Here is an 18,222-nt window from a genome sequence, read left to right on the forward strand (position 1 = left end):
GTTTCAGACCCGAGTCTCCATAGAAAGGAGGTGATCCAGCCGCACCTTCCGATACGGCTACCTTGTTACGACTTCACCCCAATCATCTACCCCACCTTCGGCGGCTGGCTCCCTTGCGGGTTACCCCACCGACTTCGGGTGTTGTAAACTCTCGTGGTGTGACGGGCGGTGTGTACAAGACCCGGGAACGTATTCACCGCGGCATGCTGATCCGCGATTACTAGCAATTCCGACTTCATGCAGGCGAGTTGCAGCCTGCAATCCGAACTGAGATCGGCTTATAAGGATTGGCTCCACCTCGCGGCTTCGCTTCCCGTTGTACCGACCATTGTAGTACGTGTGTAGCCCAGGTCATAAGGGGCATGATGATTTGACGTCATCCCCACCTTCCTCCGGTTTGTCACCGGCAGTCATCTTAGAGTGCCCACCCGAAGTGCTGGCAACTAAGATCAAGGGTTGCGCTCGTTGCGGGACTTAACCCAACATCTCACGACACGAGCTGACGACAACCATGCACCACCTGTCTTGGGTGCTCCGAAGAGGGGCACTATCTCTAGTGCTTACACCCAGATGTCAAGACCTGGTAAGGTTCTTCGCGTTGCTTCGAATTAAACCACATACTCCACTGCTTGTGCGGGTCCCCGTCAATTCCTTTGAGTTTCACTCTTGCGAGCGTACTCCCCAGGCGGCATACTTACTGTGTTAACTTCGGCACCGAGGAATCGAATCCCCAACACCTAGTATGCATCGTTTACGGCGTGGACTACCAGGGTATCTAATCCTGTTTGCTCCCCACGCTTTCGCGCCTCAGCGTCAGTTATAGGCCAGAAAGTCGCCTTCGCCACTGGTGTTCCTCCACATCTCTACGCATTTCACCGCTACACGTGGAATTCCACTTTCCTCTCCTACACTCAAGTCAACCAGTTTTGGATGCGAACCGGGGTTGAGCCCCGGGCTTAAACACCCAACTTAATTAACCGCCTGCGCGCGCTTTACGCCCAATAATTCCGGACAACGCTTGCCCCCTACGTATTACCGCGGCTGCTGGCACGTAGTTAGCCGGGGCTTTCTTCTCCTATACCGTCACACAAAGCGCAGTTACTCGCCTTGCTGTTCGTCTAGGGCAACAGAGCTTTACGATCCGAAAACCTTCATCACTCACGCGGCGTTGCTCCGTCAGACTTGCGTCCATTGCGGAAGATTCCCTACTGCTGCCTCCCGTAGGAGTCTGGGCCGTGTCTCAGTCCCAGTGTGGCCGTTCACCCTCTCAGGTCGGCTACGCATCGTCGCCTTGGTAGGCCGTTACCCTACCAACTAGCTAATGCGCCGCAGGCCCATCTATAAGCCACAGATTGCTCCGTGTTTCATGATTCTCTCATGCGAGAAAACCAGTTATCCGGTCTTAGCTATCGTTTCCGATAGTTATCCCAGTCTTATAGGCAGGTTGCCTACGTGTTACTCACCCGTCCGCCGCTAAGCACCGAAGTGCTCCGCTCGACTTGCATGTATTAGGCACGCCGCCAGCGTTCGTCCTGAGCCAGGATCAAACTCTCCATAAAGTTACCAAAAAAAGTGACGTTAACCTCCAAAGAGAATTCCGATTACTTTTCCGGGGCCCATATTTTAAGCTGAATTGCGCTCATTGACTTGCTAGCGAGATTATTCATCTCATTTATAGTCGATTACTCGACTGTGCTTACTCACTCGTTGTTCAGTTTTCAAAGATCAATTTCTTTCGCTCGCTGCCGTGTTACCGAAGCAGCGAAAAGTAATATACCACACTAACTTTTATATTGCAACTTCTTTTTTTAAATTAACTTTAATCGGTCTGTCTTGCGACCGGATTGCTAATATACCATGTATCATAATTGAAATGCAATGTTTTATTTTTCCAATATAAATATATGTTCACTCTTGCCTACACTTTCTGCATTTGCCGGTCACTTTCATGGGCGATGAAACAAAAGCCCCTCAAAAACATGCTGAGGGGTATGGGCTTTTATTATGCTTCAATCTCACAACGAATGGTGGCTTGTCGCTTATCTTCCGATAATTCCTGGCGGTTGAACACAACCCGGATATGGTTCTTGCTGCGCGCAAGCAGGTAGACATCACGGCAAATCTCCACAGATCCTGATGCTCGAGACATATGTTTGAAAATGGTGCATTCTTTTTCGAAATATGTACGTCAGGCTGATCGAACTATCTTGTATCGTGTATTTGTTCTATTTTTTCGCTATTTTGTTTGAAAATGTGGATGCACAACACAAAAGAGCTCATGCGCCGATTCTACCAGCGATAAGCTCATTTCCAACAATTACCAGTTATTTAACAAACGAAGACAATCGTCCTCCTTCAATGCCATCCCCAACTGAACCTCTATCAACTCAAGCTGGGTGACAGCCTTGATGCCATGTCCAACGTTGATAGGAATTTGTCTAACATCGCCCGCATGAAGCCTGTACAGTTTATGATCCAATAAGATTTCTGCTTCACCCGATAAAATCGTCACGATCTCTTTCCGTGTGTGATGGAGATGATAACTCGTTTGCATCCCTTGGGACATCTCCACTCTTTTAATCATAACCTCCGTTCCCTGTTCATCCGTCCAAAAATCCAAGACCCGACAGGTCCCCCACCTATTCTCTCTATATCTGGGAAACTGAGGTACAGCATTTAACTTATCCTTAATTAGATTAGCTTGATCCTTGGCAGCAATAAGAATACCATCTAAACTTGCCGCAACAATCACATCGGGTACGCCAATCACTTCAATTGGATAGGGGAGCTCATTAATCATATGTGTATTGGTGGAATCGTCTGATATGCGGCCGTTGCCAATGACCTGATTCTCAAAATAACCTGTAATCGCCTTCCAACTTCCCAAATCATTCCATAAACCCTCATACCCCATAACGGCTACATGGTTAGAGTGCTCCACGACCTCTTGATCAAAGCTTGCCGTAGCAAGCTGCTCGTAACAGGCTAGCCACTTGTCAACCTGAGTAGGCAGCGCCTTTTTCGCCACATGATCCAGCATATACTTCAAACTAAAAGCAAAAACTCCGCAGTTCCACAACGCATGCTGCTCAATCAACAAGCCAGCCAATTGCTCATTAGGCTTCTCTACGAATTGCCGAACGAGGGCATAATCATCCTTCTCCATTAAACGCTCTGGAACAATATAGCCGAATTGGTTAGAGGGGTGTTGAGGCTTCGTTCCAAGAAGGGCAAGCTCCGCCTGCGACTGTGACAGAATATCCGGAAAGCGATGAAGCATCCCGAAAAACGCCGAATCCGCAAAAGTGTCCACCGGGAGGATACATATCGTTTCGCTCGGATCTACTTGCATCTGCTCATGCAGATAACAGGAAGCCAGTGCGACAGCCGCAAACGTTCCTCTTTTAAACGGTTCGCTAATGATAGGAATGTGTTCGCCCACATGCTTTCTCGTAATTTCCACTTGGCTGCTATGAGTGATAATGCTCGTGAATGGTAGCAAACCTACTTCATCCAATTGTCGGCATATGCGTCCAATCATCGATTCTCTCGTCCCATTGTCCGATTTCAAAAGTTTAAGAAACACCTTAGAGCGGATCTCGTTGGATAACGGCCATAACCTTTTACCAGAGCCACCGCACAATAGTACAATACGCAAGTCAAATGCCCCTTTCTGGGAGACATAACACTTCCCCTTAGTGCTTTGAACGAATTACCTTTTCTATAACCTGCTTCATTAACACCCCTGCTCGATTCCAGGATAAATCAAGTACATCTCTTCGGCCTTGGCGTCCTTTCTCCTTGCAAAGCTCAGGGTTTTGGTAGGCTTGCCGCATCTTCCGCCTTAGCGAATGCCGATCGGCTTCCGCCCATCTTTGTCCTTTCTGGGCAAACAGATAGCTGAATGAGCGCGAGATCGCATGCCGACTTTTCATACTAGCCGCAGGACTTTTGAGCCGATAGGGGAGAAGGAACGAATTACGAGTCGTCAAGAAATCCATTTGCCCTCCCCAACCGGTCGCAATGACAGGGACACCGCTAGCCAGCGATTCTAAAAAAGGCAAACCGACGCCTTCACCACGAGTAGGAAGGACAAAAGCATCGCCAAGCGTGTAAAGACCTTTCAACTGACTTTCAAGAAGTCGGTGTGCAATCACGACAACGGGAGCTGTTGGCTTTTGAAAACCTAATCTCTTTTGGTATTGCAGAATTTGCTTTTTTATCCATCGCTCTGTCTCATAGGCCGCGTATCCATTGGTTTTGATAACCAGAATGACATTATCCTGAGACGAAAACTCTTCCCAGTACGCCCTTAACAGAGCCTCTGGATTCTTGCGATGCTGGAAGCCAAATACGGACACGAACGTAAACTTACCTGCCGCACGCGGTAGTGACAGCTTTTTATTATCAGGATGGAAAACCTTCGTATCTACGCCATGAGGAACAATATAAATCGGCACCTTCACACCGCTATTTCGCAATGCCACCTTGTTATGCTGGGAGGGGACGCAGATCGCATCGAATTTGTTCATATTAGGCAGCCAATTCCTTGGCGTTCTGCTAGTCTCCCATACCGTGTTCAGAATAATAGTATCGTATCTGCTTCGCGCCGCCTTGAAATTTATATGATTGGGAAGATGGTTATAGATAAGCACCTTTTTGCCATGAGCAGACCTTCCTTTGGGACCAGACAATCCCCAACTCACCACAACACCCTGGCGCGTAAGTGCCCGTGCATAGGCTCTACTCGCATAACCAAGACCACTGGCTTTATGGACAGGTCCTTCCCAGGTCACATGATAAGACGTCATCAGGACCTTACCTTCCTGGCTTTTACATAACCCTTGCGTTTATGAAGGGAAATTGATCTGTAATGCCTCGCAAGAGCCCTGACAGTAGATGAAATGCGTGAAGCGTTCAGACTTAAACTTTTGTTCAATGCCGACTTCAAGATCATGTTGTGCGGAGCGGACGCGTAGAGGAAATTACCGTAAGTTTCAAATTCCGAGAAAGCAAACTGCTTGGATTTATTCATACTGGCCAAAATAGCCGAATACCAGCTTCTGTTGTGCTTCGCTTCAATCGTGCTTTTCAGCTTTGCCACTTTCTCTCTTTCAAACAGCATATAGTGGGTAACAAACGACCGACGGGACGAGCGTCCTCTGCCCATTAGTTTGCGATAGGTTTTAAAATATTCACTCTGACTCCAGTCCCGGCAATAAAACACGGTCTTGGATCCTACTTTAAAAACATGCGGGCGAATGAGAACTGTGTCCGCATCAATCACCAAGTAGTACTTGGATGTGCAGAGCCTGTCACCGTTAAGCTTCAGCAGTTGTTGATAAAGCCAGCCGGATCGCTCCCATGTTTTGGATTCATAGTGAATGTCCTTCTTCGTTATAGGGAGAACTGTGTCCTCATGAACGAACCTGCATCCCTTTCGTTGACAAAGCTCCATAATTCTCGCCTTTCGCGGGGCAACAATGATGATTTCACCAATTGGATGTTTCACATACTTCCGTACGGCATCAATCACCATAGGAAGTGTTCCCAAATCCTTCTCGATCGCTGGGATTAACACATCAATTTGGGTTGAACTACTCAACGCGACGCTTCCTGACATCAGCATGTACTCATCTCCATTAACCGAATGTATGAATTATCATATGTCCGATGGAAAAAATGGCATGGGTATATGGAAAAAAAGCGGCCCTTTTAACATTAACGATTTCTCATTCTCTTCTCGTTTGAACCAAGTACAATAAATAAGGGGTAAGCTCCGCTTACCCCCTAAAAATATAAATTTATTGAAAAATCCGCGATTTTCACGGCACTTAAAAGCAAAGGTTAGTTACAACGACAGTTTCGAAGCAGCCGAAGCATCGAGAATAACCGTCGCACTCGCATGCAGCTGTAAAAATGACGCTGGAACGCTAGTTGTTATTGGCCCAGCAAAAGCTTTTGCCACCATCTCGGCTTTATTGTCGCCTGTAGCAACCAGAACGATGTTCCGCGCTTTCATAACGGCTTCCAAACCGATTGTTATCGATTGCTTGGGCACCTCTTCTTCTGAACGAAAATGCGGCGAGTGAACAGGTCTGTTCTCTACAAACAGTTGCGAAACATACGTTTTCGCCGGTATATGATTGCTTGGTTCGATAAAAGCAATATGTCCGTTTAAGCCTAACCCCATAAGCTGCCAATCGACGTAACCTAGATCAGCTAACAATTGATCAAATCTAAGGCATTCAGCCTTCAGATCCGTTGAACTGCCATCGGGAATTTGCGGCTCGTATCGAAGCGTCTGAAGCTGACCAAACAAATGCTCTTGCATATAGGTTCGATAACTCTCCGGATGATCAGCCGGAATGCCGACAAGCTCATCAGGATTAATGAATTTCGACTCATGAAAGGAAAGCTCACCTGCTTGCTCCCGCCGGATCCACTCTTGATAGATCCCATATTTTATAGGTGATGAGCCCGTTGTCATGCCAAGCACCGATGTCGGTTTGCGCTTAATCTGTTCCGATAGCAGGTCCGCAACTCTAGTTTTAATTTCTTCCGCTGGCAACACTTCAATTTTCAATCGAATTCTCCTCTCCTACCTTTACCTCGCTAACGATTCCAATAATACCATTTAAATGGTAACGGCTTGATTTTCATACTTCCATAATAATGCGGCGCCGACTGCCCCTGCATCTACACCGAGAGATGAGCGAGCCATTTTTACATCCTTCACCATATCTTCGATTCCAAGTTTCTGAATCGTGTTCCACATCGGCTCGAAGAGCACGTCCCCGCTTAGAGACACGCCGCCACCGAAAATGATGATTTCCGGATTGAACAAATGAATGAACGTCACCATCGCGGTCCCAAGCGCTTCCCCCGCCTCTTTCAGCAAAGAGATGGCATAAGGGTCACCGCTTGAGGCAGCTTCTGCCACCAGTTTCGCAGTAACCCTGTTCGGATCATGTCCGGCCATCTCGGCCAGCGGTGCAGTTAGTACCTTGCCTGCAATAATATCTTCAGCGGCTATACGTGCTATTGAATTGCCGGATGCATACATCTCAACACACCCTTTATTCCCGCACTTGCATGTAGGCCCTTTCCGATCAATGCTGATGTGGCCGATCTCCGCTGCATTATTCGAAGCACCGAGCAGCAAGTGGCCACCGCTTATGACACCGCCCCCTATTCCCGTGGACACGGTTACATACAAACAGTCCTCTGTTCCTTTACCTGCTCCAACGATCCACTCACCCAACGCTGCTGCACTTGCATCATTGATTAAGCGGACTGGAATACCGAATTTCCGTTCCAATATCGGCCCTAAGGCAACATTTTTCCAACCTAAATTTGTTGAAAGAACAATCGTTCCCGTATCCATATCAAGTATACCCGCAGTTGCGATACCTAGACTCAAAATGCTGCGAGCATGAAGATTGGGTACAGAAGACAGCAACGACTCAATCATAAGGATCAGCCTTCTAATAACTTCTTGCTCACCTTCAGCGGCCAAAGTAGGCTGTTGATCTTTGATTACTACACGCCCTTGAGCGTCCACCAAGGCTGCCAACATTTTGGTTCCACCAATATCTATCCCTAAAAAGTACCCGTCAATTGTCATAGTTGCTCCTTCATACATCTGTCTTGGTAGACTCGTACCTATGTTCTTTAATCTGTTGGATCCGAACGGGATCAATCGGGCTAAGCGGATCGCCATTCACTCGTACACCTTTTCCGAAATGTACTTCTTGAACTCCTGTTTCGGCTACAAATGCAGGCAAGGACGCAATCGTAAGCCCGCTTCCCGCTAAAATCCGAATGGACGTCTTTTGACTCCAAGCGACCAGATGCTTCATCTCCTGAACGGCATCCAAAACATTGGGTTTGCCGCCCGAGGTAAGGATACGATCGATTTGCTTGAACTTCTCCAGCTCATCTAGCGCTTCATGAACATCCCGAACTTCATCGAATGCACGATGGAAGGTAACGGAGAGCCCCTCCGCCTCTTCTAACAATCTTGCCAACACTTCCACATCCGGACGCCGGTCTGGAGTCAGCGCACCTAACACCACGCCAGCCGCCCCAAGTTGTTTGACCATGCGGATATCCGTAATCATGGCAGCAACATCCAGACGATCATAGAAAAAAGAATAGCTGTGAGGTCTGATCATCACCTGAACGGGCAGCTTGGTAGCTTTAACCGCCGCTTCGATTAGCCCGTAACTTGGCGTTAGCCCGCCTTCCAACATGCCGGTGATGAGTTCGATCCGATCGGCACCACTCCGTTCAGCTGCAATAACGTCCCTCACACTAGTAGCAATAACTTCGAGCAGCACACGCTTCACCTAACCTTTCACTGCTCCTTGCGTTAAACCCGCAACGATATATTTTTGCACGATGGCAAACATAATAACGACAGGAATGAGTGATATGATGCCTGCCGCACTCATTTGCCCCCAATTGATATCGAATTTCTGAACAAAACTGCTGAGACCGACAGGAACCGTCTTGGCAGATTCGCTGTTTGTGAACATAACCCCGAAGAACAAATCGTTCCAAGCACCAATAAAAGCAAATACAAATGTCGCCACGATACCCGGCTGCATCATCGGCAGCACAACTTTAGACATGGTCTGGAATTTATTGCAGCCGTCAATCATGGCCGCTTCTTCCAAAGAAACCGGAATTCGCTGAAAGAAACTGGACATCGTAATCAAGCAAAATGGGATATTCATCGCCGTGTAAGTAATAATCAATGCGGGCAGCTTATTCAATAAATGGATTTGGCCAAAGGTAATAAACAAAGGCACCAGGATGACCATGACCGGCACCATTTGAGTAGCCAAAAAGGAGACGAGCACAAATTTTTTACCCTTAAACTGATATCTGGCCAAACTGTATCCTCCCAAGATGGAAGCAAGCAGAACCAGAATTGAACTACTCATGCTGACTGTAAAGCTGTTCAATAAATAGCGGGGAAAACTTGTGTTTTGCAGCGTATCCACATAGTTCACCCACGTCAGTGCCTTGGGCCACAAAGTCAATTGTCCGCTATATATTTCTTGTCTTGTTTTTAAAGAAGTCACCATAATCCAATAAAAAGGAAGCAGCGTACCTAACGCAAAAAGCAACAGTACAACAAATCGAACTAGTTCAGGAGTCGTTTTTCGTCCGAAGGAAGTCATTTTAAAAATCACCTGCATCGTCATATTTGGTTGCACGAAGGAAAATTAACGTATAGAGAATTAGGATAATCAACATGAGTACGCCAAGAGCGGACGCTTGCCCGAAATCCGTCGTATAGGAAATCTGATTGAATATGTACGATGACAGATTATGCGATGTGTTAGCTGGCCCCCCATTGGTCATGATATAAATAAGATCCGCTGAGTTGAACACCCATATCACTCGAAGCAAAACGGTAAGGATGATCGTCGACTTAATGAACGGAATGGTCACGAAGAATAACTTCGTCCATCGGCCGGCACCATCGATATCTGCGGATTCGTAAATATCCTTCGGCACCGATTGCAAAGCGGCCAGCAGCATGATTCCAAAGAAGGGTACGCCGTACCAAACCATCGCGATAATGATAGGAAATATCGAAATCCCAGGAAGCGCCAAAAACGAAATGCCCTTCTCCACGATTCCCAGCTTTATTAACAGATAGTTAATCAAACCGTTTTGCTCACTGAACATCCACTTGAAAATCATCCCGATCAAAAAAGCAGAGACCGCCCATGGTAGAAATACAACCGATTGGTAGATGTTTTTTCCTCTAAACTTCGTATTCAAAGCCTGGGCCAGAATAAATCCGAGAACGAATTGCAGACCGACCGTCAGCACGACCCACAGCAAGGAATTCCACAAAATGCGAACGATATTGTTGTCAGTAAGTATGGCTTTAAAGTTCTCCAAACCAGAAAAACGAACATCGTTTGGTTCAAACAAGATATAGTGCATGAAGGCTAACTTCAAGCCCTGGAGCAGCGGATATGCAAAAAAAGCTAACAGGATCAAGATAGCTGGAGCAATAAGCAAGTAAGGTTCCCATAGTTTCAATCTCAATTTCAAAGCCGCTTCACCTCCCTATCGGATAAGGAAAAGACAACCGGTACAGAACTCCGCCCCGGTTGTCTGCTTCTAAATGTTACTATTTATTAGTTTTCAAATAATCTTGCTGCTCCTTAGTCAGGAAATCAGCCAAATGCTTAATGGTATCCTCGAGGGATTGGGTTTTACTCAAATATTTTTGGGTCTCTTGTACAGCAAATGTACCTGAGAATTGACCCAGCTTGGTCAGATGGCTCGGCGGTCCGGCAAATACAATGTTGGAGTCAGCCATAGCACCCGCATATCCGGCAATTGGACCTTTGCTGAAGAACGGATCTTTCAAATTATCCTTATAAATCGGGATGCTTGAATTTTTAATGCTATATTGTAAATTGATCTCTGGGGAGCTTAGGAACTGGATAAACTTCCAAGCTGAATCTTTGTGTTCAGAGTTGGCAGCCATCGCGTATGCAGCTGTGTATCCCCAGAAAATATAACGTTTGCCGTCATCGGATTTTGGCATAGGAACTACGTTCCAAGTGCCTTCCTTCATGTTCTTTTGAGCTGTGACAATAACTTCAGGGGTTTGATTCAGGATGGCTGTCTGCCCGTTTAAGAAGCCCTGCACCATTTCATTAAAGCCCCAGTTGATCGACTCTTTAGGAGAATTACCGTTTAGATAGATATCATAAAACTTCTTGAATGCCGCTTGCCCTTCCGGTTTATAAAGGATGGATTTGCCGTCTTTGTCGAACCAACTCTCGCTGTGCGTCGCCGCCATAACGTATTCCATCGCTCTAAGAATACCGTTCGCACCGCCACGGAATGAAATGCCATAGTGTCCTTTGGAAGCATCCGTTAGCTGTTGGGAAAGCTTGAAGTAATCGTCCCATGTATCGATTTTCTCCGGCAAGTTACTTTCTTTGAACCAGTCGCTACGAATAAATAGACCTTGGAGCAAAAATCCATCGGGAATTGCATAAACTTTGTCCTGATACTTGTTTCTTGCCTGCTTGAACGCCTCAGTTAGGTTGCCTACTTGATCCCATTTATCGTAATAAGGCTGTAGATTTTCGATATAACCGGCAGCAGACATGGCCACGAGAGATGTATCGTCGATGCTGATGACATCCGGAAGCTGTTTGGCAGCACCTAGAGCCATCCATTTCTTATTCGCATCATCCCAAGGAACGGACGTGTATTCGACTTCAATGTTCGGGTTTTTGGTTTGGAATTGTTTGATGAAATCTTGCATGAGTGCTGTTCGCTCTGGGCTTGGAAGCGGATCTAAATACGTAATTTTTTCTTTTTTGCCTGAACTTTGAGCTGCATTACTTGAATTTCCTGCAGGTTCGCTGGAGCAGCCGACAAGTCCGACCGTCAGTACAAGAACCATGCTCATCACCATTGTTGACATTCTTTTTTTCAAAATAACCCCTCCCGATTGTTCCTCGAAATTTATATATGTAACTTGCCGGAGCGTAAATCGTGCTTATCCGACAATGCTCATATCACTTATGAGTGAATTTGAAGCGTAAAGACAGCTGTGTTGCGACCAATAATTTTCTTGTTATCATTCTTGATTTCTATGGGTGCGAGCTCATACATGCTCTGAATCGTGTTGAGATTGTCGTAATGGATTTGCTCCAAAATCGACGCGACGATTAACGGCCATTCGTCCTCGGAACCGTCCAGCACTTTCAAGGCGAAGGCCAGCTTTTCTTTTTTTAGCCCGAAGCAATAGACGCCTTTGGCCCCACCTTTCGCTACAATATTCGGATCCATGAGTAGAGCCGAACAAATGCGATCAGAACCAGCTACCATCTCATAGTGCTCATTCATGAGCCCCACCATCTTCTCGACAGCCGTACGAATAGCTGCATCCTCTATAAGTTCCGGGCAGGCCAACTTCAGAAAAGCAGTTGCTAAATTTTTCAAAGGAATGGCAAACACGGGGAACCCGCAGCCATCAGTGCCAAGCTGGATCTCGTCAATCGCACATTCGGATAGATACGAGAGCGTTTCCAATATCTCTAGCTGCGCCGGGTGCTGAGGCTCGTAATAGGTCTCCAAGGGATATCCCATCATTTTACACAGTGCTAGAATCCCCAGATGTTTGCCGGAGCAATTATGATAAATTGAACGCTTAGGCGCTTGATGGCGAAGCAAATCCTCTGTCGCGTAGACGCTAAGCGGGTAAGTCGGGTGGCAGACAAGCCCGTCTTCCGTCACACCAATTTTTCTCAACATGGACTCTAGCGCATCTACATGAAAAGGCTCGGCGCGATGAGAGCCCATCATGATGGCCGTTTCCTTACCGGTTAATCCGAAGTGGACATCAGCGCCATGGCGCAGCACGGGAATTGCTTGAAATGGCTTGCCAGCAGATCTTAAGAACGTGACAGCATTCGTATCACCGACAACATACTTCACATCCCCTGTATAAGAAACTCCGCAAATGTGCCCCCGATGCACGCATTCGAGCGTGTCTCCGCGATACTCTTCCAGCAATACTTGATCCATATGACTTCCTCCTAAGTTACATTTCATGATCCAAACGCTGCTGCAGCGCAAGGGTTGCCGCTCCGATCATCACGGCATTACTATGCAATTTGGAACTAACCAGCTTATAGGTTCCATTAAATGGTCCCCATATAAATTGATTTATTTTTTGTTTCACAGTTTCAAGCATTTCTGCATGCTGCTCAATCAAATGCCCACCGAGAATGATCGTGTCCGGGTTATACATGCACACAACATTGCTGACGGTAATTGCAATATACGTGCAGGCACGGTCAATAATTTGCACAGCCCATGTCTCGTTATTATGAGCACTGTCAAAAATCTCCTTAATGCTGGTTACAGACTTAACTTTATTGGCTTCCTGAATGATGGTGAAGTCAGCAATATACGTTTGCAGACAACCACGTTTCCCGCACTCGCATAGCATGCCATTCGGGTCAACGGTTGAATGACCGATCTCACCCGCGATATTCGATTCTCCCCGGTAAACCGTACCATCAATGACGAGCGCAGAACCGACTCCGCTGCCAAAACCAAGCAATACCGCTCTTTTGGATCCTTTAACGAAACCGTAGTATGTTTCACCCAGCGCCTTGACTTTCAGGTCATTATCGATAACCGTCGGAATATTAAGATTTGACTCTACCAAAGCAGCGAAATGGACATTCTCCCATCCTAATTGCGATGAGAAAATAATCGTCCCCTTATCCGTATCGATGATTCCCGGAACGCCAATTCCGATTCCGATGATTTTAGAAATAACAATCTCATTGCGTTCAATAAGCTCTTGAATGTGCTCGGAAAGCTCACGCGCCACCTTTACCGCTTCATCCAAGTGATAAAGCCTCGTTATTGTATTCTCAGCAATCATGTGACCGTCAAAGTCGACGATCCCTATTTTGATTACTCCTTTATCCATTTCGACACCGATTGTGAGCACGGAACCGGCATCAATATCCAGCATCGTCGCTTTTCTTCCTACACCTGAAGAGTATTGCTCCGTCTCCTTGACCAGGCCGATTTGACAAAGATCGTTGACGATACGACCTACAGAAGTGGCGCTCATCGAGGTGAGCTTAGCAATCTTCGCTCTGGATATAGGGCGGCTGCTCTTAATGAGGTCGAGCACCATATTCTTATTTTTCTTCTTAATAAACTCCTGATCATGCTTGCTAATATCCATTTCTTTACCACCTTTTAATTACTCCACTGGTGTTATTAATTAAATAAAAAAAATGACGAAGATACATGTAATTATGTAAAATAAGTAGTTATATCAAAGAATACGTTAGTAATTAATTCCTCGGTGTTAATAATACGATATTATCAGGAGATTTATAACCTGTCAAGAAATTTTGATTTTCGTGTTATGTAATATAACATATGACCATTAAAATCATCTAAATCTTGGGATGACTTCTGAATTCAACCTCAGAATATTGTTATTATATGTGACACGATTAATATCTTTTAATGGAACAGTCCAACAAACAAGGGAAAAACCGAGGACTCTCCTGAGAGAACTTCCTCGGTTGTAATGTTCGTGTTAGATCCCAGGATAGCCTGGGGGATATGGATAGTAGGGATTAGGCGGGTAGGGATAAGGATACGGATATGGGTACGGATATGGATATGGGTAGTAAGAATCAGCCGCACTGTATACAAGTGGAGCTACTAGCCACGGAAGTGCATTAAAGCCACCGCCAGGGAAGAAACCGCCATGAAAGCCATGGCCGAATCCAGGTCCGAAGCCCGGTCCATGGCCAATGCCGTGCCCGATGCCGCCGATACCTCCAATACCGCCGACATGTCCTGGGCCACCGATTCCACCATGTCCGATGCCTCCGCCATGTAAACCGCCACCAACTGGCGGACGAAATTCAAGTTCTTCCTGATTCGTCATTAAAGGATCACTCACATTCTTGTGTAGTTGAAATGCCTAATACACTGTATGTGTAAATGCCTAGTTGGTGATTAGTTTACTGAAATTGGGCGAAAATAAAACCGGACACATCCATATGGATGAGCCCGGTTTAGAGGATTAATTGCTGATAATTTCATTTTTAGCGTCTTCTTTGATTTGATTATACTGTTCTTTGTAAGTATTGATGATGCTTGTATCATACCCATTGTCCGTTAGCTTCGTGTCTAAATCATTCATGAGCCGATTAAACGTTGCATCGGTTTCAGCAATTTTATTCAATGCCTCTGCAATTAAATTCTTATCTTGCGTGTTTTTATATTGATTATATAAAGATGTCAGTTCTTCTTTACTTTTTGCTTGAAGCTGTCTGAGCTGAGCTTCCGTCTCGGATTTGAGTGCATCCAAAGATGGTTTTGTTATATTTCCACCTCCGCTGCCGCCAGTCCCACCACCACCAATCGCGCCTCCACCTCCAGCTGCTGGAGCTTGAGGATCCGGTTTAGGAGTTTCAGGAACCTTAATCTCAGGATCTTTAACATCAGGAGTAGTCACAGCTGAAACCGTGTAAGTTTCTGGATCCCAACTAATCGTTTTGCCAACAGACTCAGAGAAAAAACGCATAGGCACATATAGACTACCGTCGACGATGTAACCAGGTAAATCATCAGAAGGGCTCTTCGCGACACCATCGAAAATAAAGGCAACCTTCTCTTTGTACACATTTAACTTGCTAGAGACTAACTTGGATTTATCTATCTTCTCATTGCTTTTTGAATAAACCTGTGTGTTGAGCTTGTACTCTTTAATGTTAACTTTGTCTGCTTCTTTAGGTTCGGAAATCGTTACTGTGTATGTATCTGCATCCCATTTCACTGCTTTATCCAAAGAATAAGAAATGAACCTGATCGGGACATAAGTACTACCTTCATAGATAAAACCCATTTGACCTTCCGGCGGCGCGTACTCCTTACCGTCGAACTTGAAATGCATAGGGATTTGATAGACATCCACGTCTACGGGGGTCTGTGAGGCAGATGCTCCAGTACTTATTCCCAATAATAGAGCTAATGATAATCCTGCTGCTGTTGTGTAATGTTTTTTCACTTTCATATAATAGACACCTCGTATAGTTATTTGGTTGTAGTGACTTACCCAACTTTTATTTCAGCATTTGAAGACTTGGAATAGGCGGCAATATTCAGCAATCAGCAACAATAGTAACAATAGACCATATTACCCATTTAAAAACATAACTGCTAAACCGTTTTCCCCTCCCTGCCTATCAAATTAAAAGACTCCATGTTATAAATACACTTTTTTAAAAAAACACTTGTTAATTTAACAGGGAAATAACAACAATGTTGAGAATAAGAAATTAACTATTTACAAAGTCCAAGTACTATAACTCTCTTTAAATTTGTAATGTCTAAACAGCTGTATTAATCCTAAACAAAGAGGTGCTGCATTTTGATTAATGACATGGATGAAAACAAAAATAATCGTATTTTTATGTTTAAAGGTTGTTTATGGGGATTGCTTATTATGATCCCATTTTGGAGTGTAGTTATCTATTTCATAATAAAGTACTTGTAAGTGCTAGTATCTTAGTGCCTTAAATAAAAAAAGCACCCAAAAAGGTGCTCTAATCTTTCTTTTTATGTTAAACAAACCTGTCCAATAACTTCATTTCCTTTTTCAAAGCGCTGGGCATCGTCATTCAAGAAAGTGGATACTGCGTTTTGAGAAATCTCATTCGTAAACATAGTCTCAGCCATCTCGTCTGCTCGTTTTGCAACAGTACATATACTAAAATAAAAAATACACCCCACAATCCAAAAAATAGTCAATATGATTAGCCAAATCATACTCTTCTCTACCTCCTAATAGTTTGTTCCACATAAGAATCAGACGGAGGCCGTATTCGGCAGCTGGCTGACATACTGATTATTTTCTCAGCTTAGTCCCTCTAGCTTTGCGTCACTGACTTTCATCAATTTTGCCATTGTCTTACGATTTATGTGATTGTCGTTTATAGGATTATTTTAGCAAACGATACAGATGCGACATCTGCCATCCGAACCATTATTCGGATCAACACTTAGGTATAACGAACTATATTTCGCTATTTTTCGCCTTTCGTACCGTTTGACATATATGTGACACAGACAAATACAGCAGGATACCAAATATAGCACCCACTGCGTCTAAAACGACATCTGCCGGTTTAGAGCTTCGATCCTTAATAAAACTTTGGTGGAATTCATCCGATACTGCGTATACCGTGCATAATAACACAGAAATGAGAAAGTTCCTGCCAAAACCGCATCGCAAAAATACATGGAGTAAGCGGGCAATTAGCCCTCCGAGTACTCCATATATGAATAGATGAGCAAATTTACGTACTAAAAATTCCACGAAACTGCTTGCACTACTCGTTTTTAGACTTATTGTCTCAGCACCATAATTAATACTAGTACCCAAAAAATGTTCGTTTATCGTTTTTTCAGATATTTTCTTTTTAATCCACGGTTTAAGATCCTGCATTTGATGAGTCTGAGAAGAGAGTCCATAAATCAAGCCAAGCAATATTAAAATTGGGAGCACATACAATAGAAACTTAAGAATGTTTGATTTCTTTATCATGATGTATCACCCACAGGTTCCGTATAAACTCTCTAACCTATTTACTTGATAAAGCTTTTTCAATTTGACCAATTGCACTGCCTTGCGCCGCTTGCTTCATAGAATAATAGGATTGCTTCCAGTCATCAATCTCTCCAGAGCTTACTCCTGCTTTCGCTGCATCCGAAAGTATCCCATTAAAGTTAGTATCACACTTCGACTCCGCATCCACAAACTTTTGCATAAACATGCTTTGCAGCTCTTTAAGCCCAAGATCTTTCTTTCCTTTCTTTGCACTCACTATACCGGAGACAAGATTGTTGATATTGCCTTGGCAGCTGGTTTTTAATGAATCTAGCTTGGCAGTGTAGACCGCGATAAGTGATGGGTCAGATTTTTGGTCAGATGGTGTAGAAGACGGCTGGACTTGACTTGGCAGCTGTTCTTCATCTGCATGTTCAACATTCTCTTGTTTATTGTTCTGCTCTTGAACTTGCTGGCTATCCAGTGACTTTTCCTTATTTTTTAACTCAGCGAGAATTTTCTTGCGTTCTTCTGTGTCATACACGCCAATTAACTCAATTGGATAACTAGGGTCAAGGATTTTTAACTCCTTACCGTAGGGCATAGTAATTGCTCGCAGTGACTCTATTTCTTCCGTTGAAAGTTTAGAAAGAAGTAAGTCGCGAATTTTTTGTTTCTCATTATTGGAAAGCTTATCACTGGCCTGACCAGTCAAGTAGTATACTTCTTTCAAACTAAGACCTGACTTTAGTAAGATAGCCGCTGCATCCAAAGCATCTTGAGATTGAATTGGTTTGGTAGCAAATTCATTCGCTTTGTCAACAGGGGATGAAATGAAAGAAGGAAGAGTTGTGGAATTTGTTTTGCTACTATCTTCTCCCCCCTCTCGCTTTTCTTCAACGACATCTTTACTAACAGTTGCGTGCCGCTTCAACACATCTTCCACTTGGATAGAATGAATTTTGTAATATATATATCCTATTGCCACAAACAATATGATAGATACCGAACTAACTATCCATATAGTCCATCGAATCCAAGGTTTTAAATTTCTCACAATAGGTACATCC

At 44.6% G+C, this 18,222-nt stretch carries 17 protein-coding genes, 1 rRNA gene and 1 riboswitch; all 18 genes read right to left on the reverse strand.

What is annotated here, in order from left to right:
- Nucleotides 1–23: 23 nt before the first annotated feature.
- The 18 genes from ACUN27_RS30520 to ACUN27_RS30605 all read right to left on the reverse strand — a co-directional run bounded on the left by ACUN27_RS30520 (nt 24) and on the right by ACUN27_RS30605 (nt 18,209).
- Nucleotides 24–1,559 (reverse strand): 16S ribosomal RNA (locus ACUN27_RS30520).
- 443 nt (nt 1,560–2,002) lie between these two features.
- Nucleotides 2,003–2,149, reverse strand: coding sequence for a hypothetical protein (locus ACUN27_RS30525; protein ID WP_315953438.1), 147 nt, complete (start codon nt 2,147–2,149; stop codon nt 2,003–2,005).
- Between the two features lie 168 nt (nt 2,150–2,317).
- Nucleotides 2,318–3,658, reverse strand: a complete 1,341-nt coding sequence (locus ACUN27_RS30530; protein WP_445560134.1) for a sugar phosphate nucleotidyltransferase — start codon at nt 3,656–3,658, stop codon at nt 2,318–2,320.
- A gap of 37 nt (nt 3,659–3,695) precedes the next feature.
- Nucleotides 3,696–4,811, reverse strand: coding sequence for a glycosyltransferase family 4 protein (locus ACUN27_RS30535; protein WP_445560135.1), 1,116 nt, complete (start codon nt 4,809–4,811; stop codon nt 3,696–3,698).
- Entirely contained in the window at nt 4,811–5,629 is an 819-nt protein-coding gene (locus ACUN27_RS30540) for a DUF6492 family protein (RefSeq protein WP_445560136.1), read from the reverse strand. The genes ACUN27_RS30535 and ACUN27_RS30540 overlap by 1 nt, the downstream gene beginning before the upstream one ends.
- 222 nt (nt 5,630–5,851) lie before the next feature.
- Complete coding sequence (locus ACUN27_RS30545; RefSeq protein ID WP_445560137.1) at nt 5,852–6,586, reverse strand: glucosamine-6-phosphate deaminase; 735 nt, start codon at nt 6,584–6,586, stop codon at nt 5,852–5,854.
- Between the two features lie 51 nt (nt 6,587–6,637).
- Nucleotides 6,638–7,627, reverse strand: coding sequence for an ROK family protein (locus ACUN27_RS30550; protein WP_445560138.1), 990 nt, complete (start codon nt 7,625–7,627; stop codon nt 6,638–6,640).
- A gap of 10 nt (nt 7,628–7,637) precedes the next feature.
- Nucleotides 7,638–8,351, reverse strand: coding sequence for a copper homeostasis protein CutC (locus ACUN27_RS30555; protein WP_315953433.1), 714 nt, complete (start codon nt 8,349–8,351; stop codon nt 7,638–7,640).
- Entirely contained in the window at nt 8,352–9,191 is an 840-nt protein-coding gene (locus tag ACUN27_RS30560) for a carbohydrate ABC transporter permease (protein ID WP_315953432.1), read from the reverse strand.
- 1 nt (nt 9,192) lies between these two features.
- The gene (locus tag ACUN27_RS30565) at nt 9,193–10,080 is read right to left on the reverse strand and encodes a carbohydrate ABC transporter permease (RefSeq protein ID WP_326063843.1); all 888 of its coding nucleotides are present in this window, start codon (nt 10,078–10,080) and stop codon (nt 9,193–9,195) included.
- Nucleotides 10,081–10,159: 79 nt separating this feature from the next.
- On the reverse strand, nt 10,160–11,488 hold the full coding sequence (locus tag ACUN27_RS30570) for an ABC transporter substrate-binding protein (protein WP_315953430.1): 1,329 nt from the start codon (nt 11,486–11,488) through the stop codon (nt 10,160–10,162).
- Nucleotides 11,489–11,574: 86 nt separating this feature from the next.
- The gene (locus ACUN27_RS30575; RefSeq protein WP_445560139.1) at nt 11,575–12,582 is read right to left on the reverse strand and encodes an asparaginase; all 1,008 of its coding nucleotides are present in this window, start codon (nt 12,580–12,582) and stop codon (nt 11,575–11,577) included.
- A gap of 16 nt (nt 12,583–12,598) precedes the next feature.
- A complete protein-coding gene (locus ACUN27_RS30580) occupies nt 12,599–13,765 on the reverse strand; it encodes an ROK family protein (protein ID WP_445560140.1) in 1,167 nt (388 codons plus the stop codon).
- Nucleotides 13,766–14,128: 363 nt separating this feature from the next.
- The gene (locus ACUN27_RS30585; RefSeq protein WP_315953427.1) at nt 14,129–14,500 is read right to left on the reverse strand and encodes a hypothetical protein; all 372 of its coding nucleotides are present in this window, start codon (nt 14,498–14,500) and stop codon (nt 14,129–14,131) included.
- Nucleotides 14,501–14,623: 123 nt separating this feature from the next.
- Nucleotides 14,624–15,616 (reverse strand): copper amine oxidase N-terminal domain-containing protein, encoded by a 993-nt coding sequence (locus ACUN27_RS30590; RefSeq protein WP_445560141.1) that lies wholly within the window; start codon nt 15,614–15,616, stop codon nt 14,624–14,626.
- A 545-nt stretch (nt 15,617–16,161) separates the two neighbouring features.
- Nucleotides 16,162–16,371 (reverse strand): hypothetical protein, encoded by a 210-nt coding sequence (locus tag ACUN27_RS30595; protein ID WP_445560142.1) that lies wholly within the window; start codon nt 16,369–16,371, stop codon nt 16,162–16,164.
- A gap of 55 nt (nt 16,372–16,426) precedes the next feature.
- Nucleotides 16,427–16,517, reverse strand: a riboswitch (cyclic di-GMP riboswitch).
- Nucleotides 16,518–16,618: 101 nt separating this feature from the next.
- Nucleotides 16,619–17,149: a VanZ family protein gene (locus ACUN27_RS30600; RefSeq protein ID WP_445560143.1), complete on the reverse strand. Its 531-nt coding sequence runs from the start codon at nt 17,147–17,149 to the stop codon at nt 16,619–16,621.
- 37 nt (nt 17,150–17,186) lie between these two features.
- Entirely contained in the window at nt 17,187–18,209 is a 1,023-nt protein-coding gene (locus ACUN27_RS30605) for a hypothetical protein (RefSeq protein WP_445560144.1), read from the reverse strand.
- Nucleotides 18,210–18,222 lie beyond the last annotated feature (13 nt).

Source organism: Paenibacillus sp. WC2504 (genome assembly GCF_052682475.1).

Bases quoted from the DNA above. Each gene is read 5' to 3' on its own strand.
- ACUN27_RS30525 (WP_315953438.1), bottom strand. From the start codon at position 2,149: ATGTCTCGAGCATCAGGATCTGTGGAGATTTGCCGTGATGTCTACCTG.
- ACUN27_RS30535 (WP_445560135.1), bottom strand. From the start codon at position 4,811: ATGACGTCTTATCATGTGACCTGGGAAGGACCTGTCCATAAAGCCAGT.
- ACUN27_RS30540 (WP_445560136.1), bottom strand. From the start codon at position 5,629: ATGCTGATGTCAGGAAGCGTCGCGTTGAGTAGTTCAACCCAAATTGAT.
- ACUN27_RS30550 (WP_445560138.1), bottom strand. From the start codon at position 7,627: ATGACAATTGACGGGTACTTTTTAGGGATAGATATTGGTGGAACCAAA.
- ACUN27_RS30560 (WP_315953432.1), bottom strand. From the start codon at position 9,191: ATGACTTCCTTCGGACGAAAAACGACTCCTGAACTAGTTCGATTTGTT.
- ACUN27_RS30575 (WP_445560139.1), bottom strand. From the start codon at position 12,582: ATGGATCAAGTATTGCTGGAAGAGTATCGCGGAGACACGCTCGAATGC.
- ACUN27_RS30580 (WP_445560140.1), bottom strand. From the start codon at position 13,765: ATGGATATTAGCAAGCATGATCAGGAGTTTATTAAGAAGAAAAATAAG.
- ACUN27_RS30590 (WP_445560141.1), bottom strand. From the start codon at position 15,616: ATGAAAGTGAAAAAACATTACACAACAGCAGCAGGATTATCATTAGCT.
- ACUN27_RS30595 (WP_445560142.1), bottom strand. From the start codon at position 16,371: ATGATTTGGCTAATCATATTGACTATTTTTTGGATTGTGGGGTGTATT.
- ACUN27_RS30600 (WP_445560143.1), bottom strand. From the start codon at position 17,149: ATGATAAAGAAATCAAACATTCTTAAGTTTCTATTGTATGTGCTCCCA.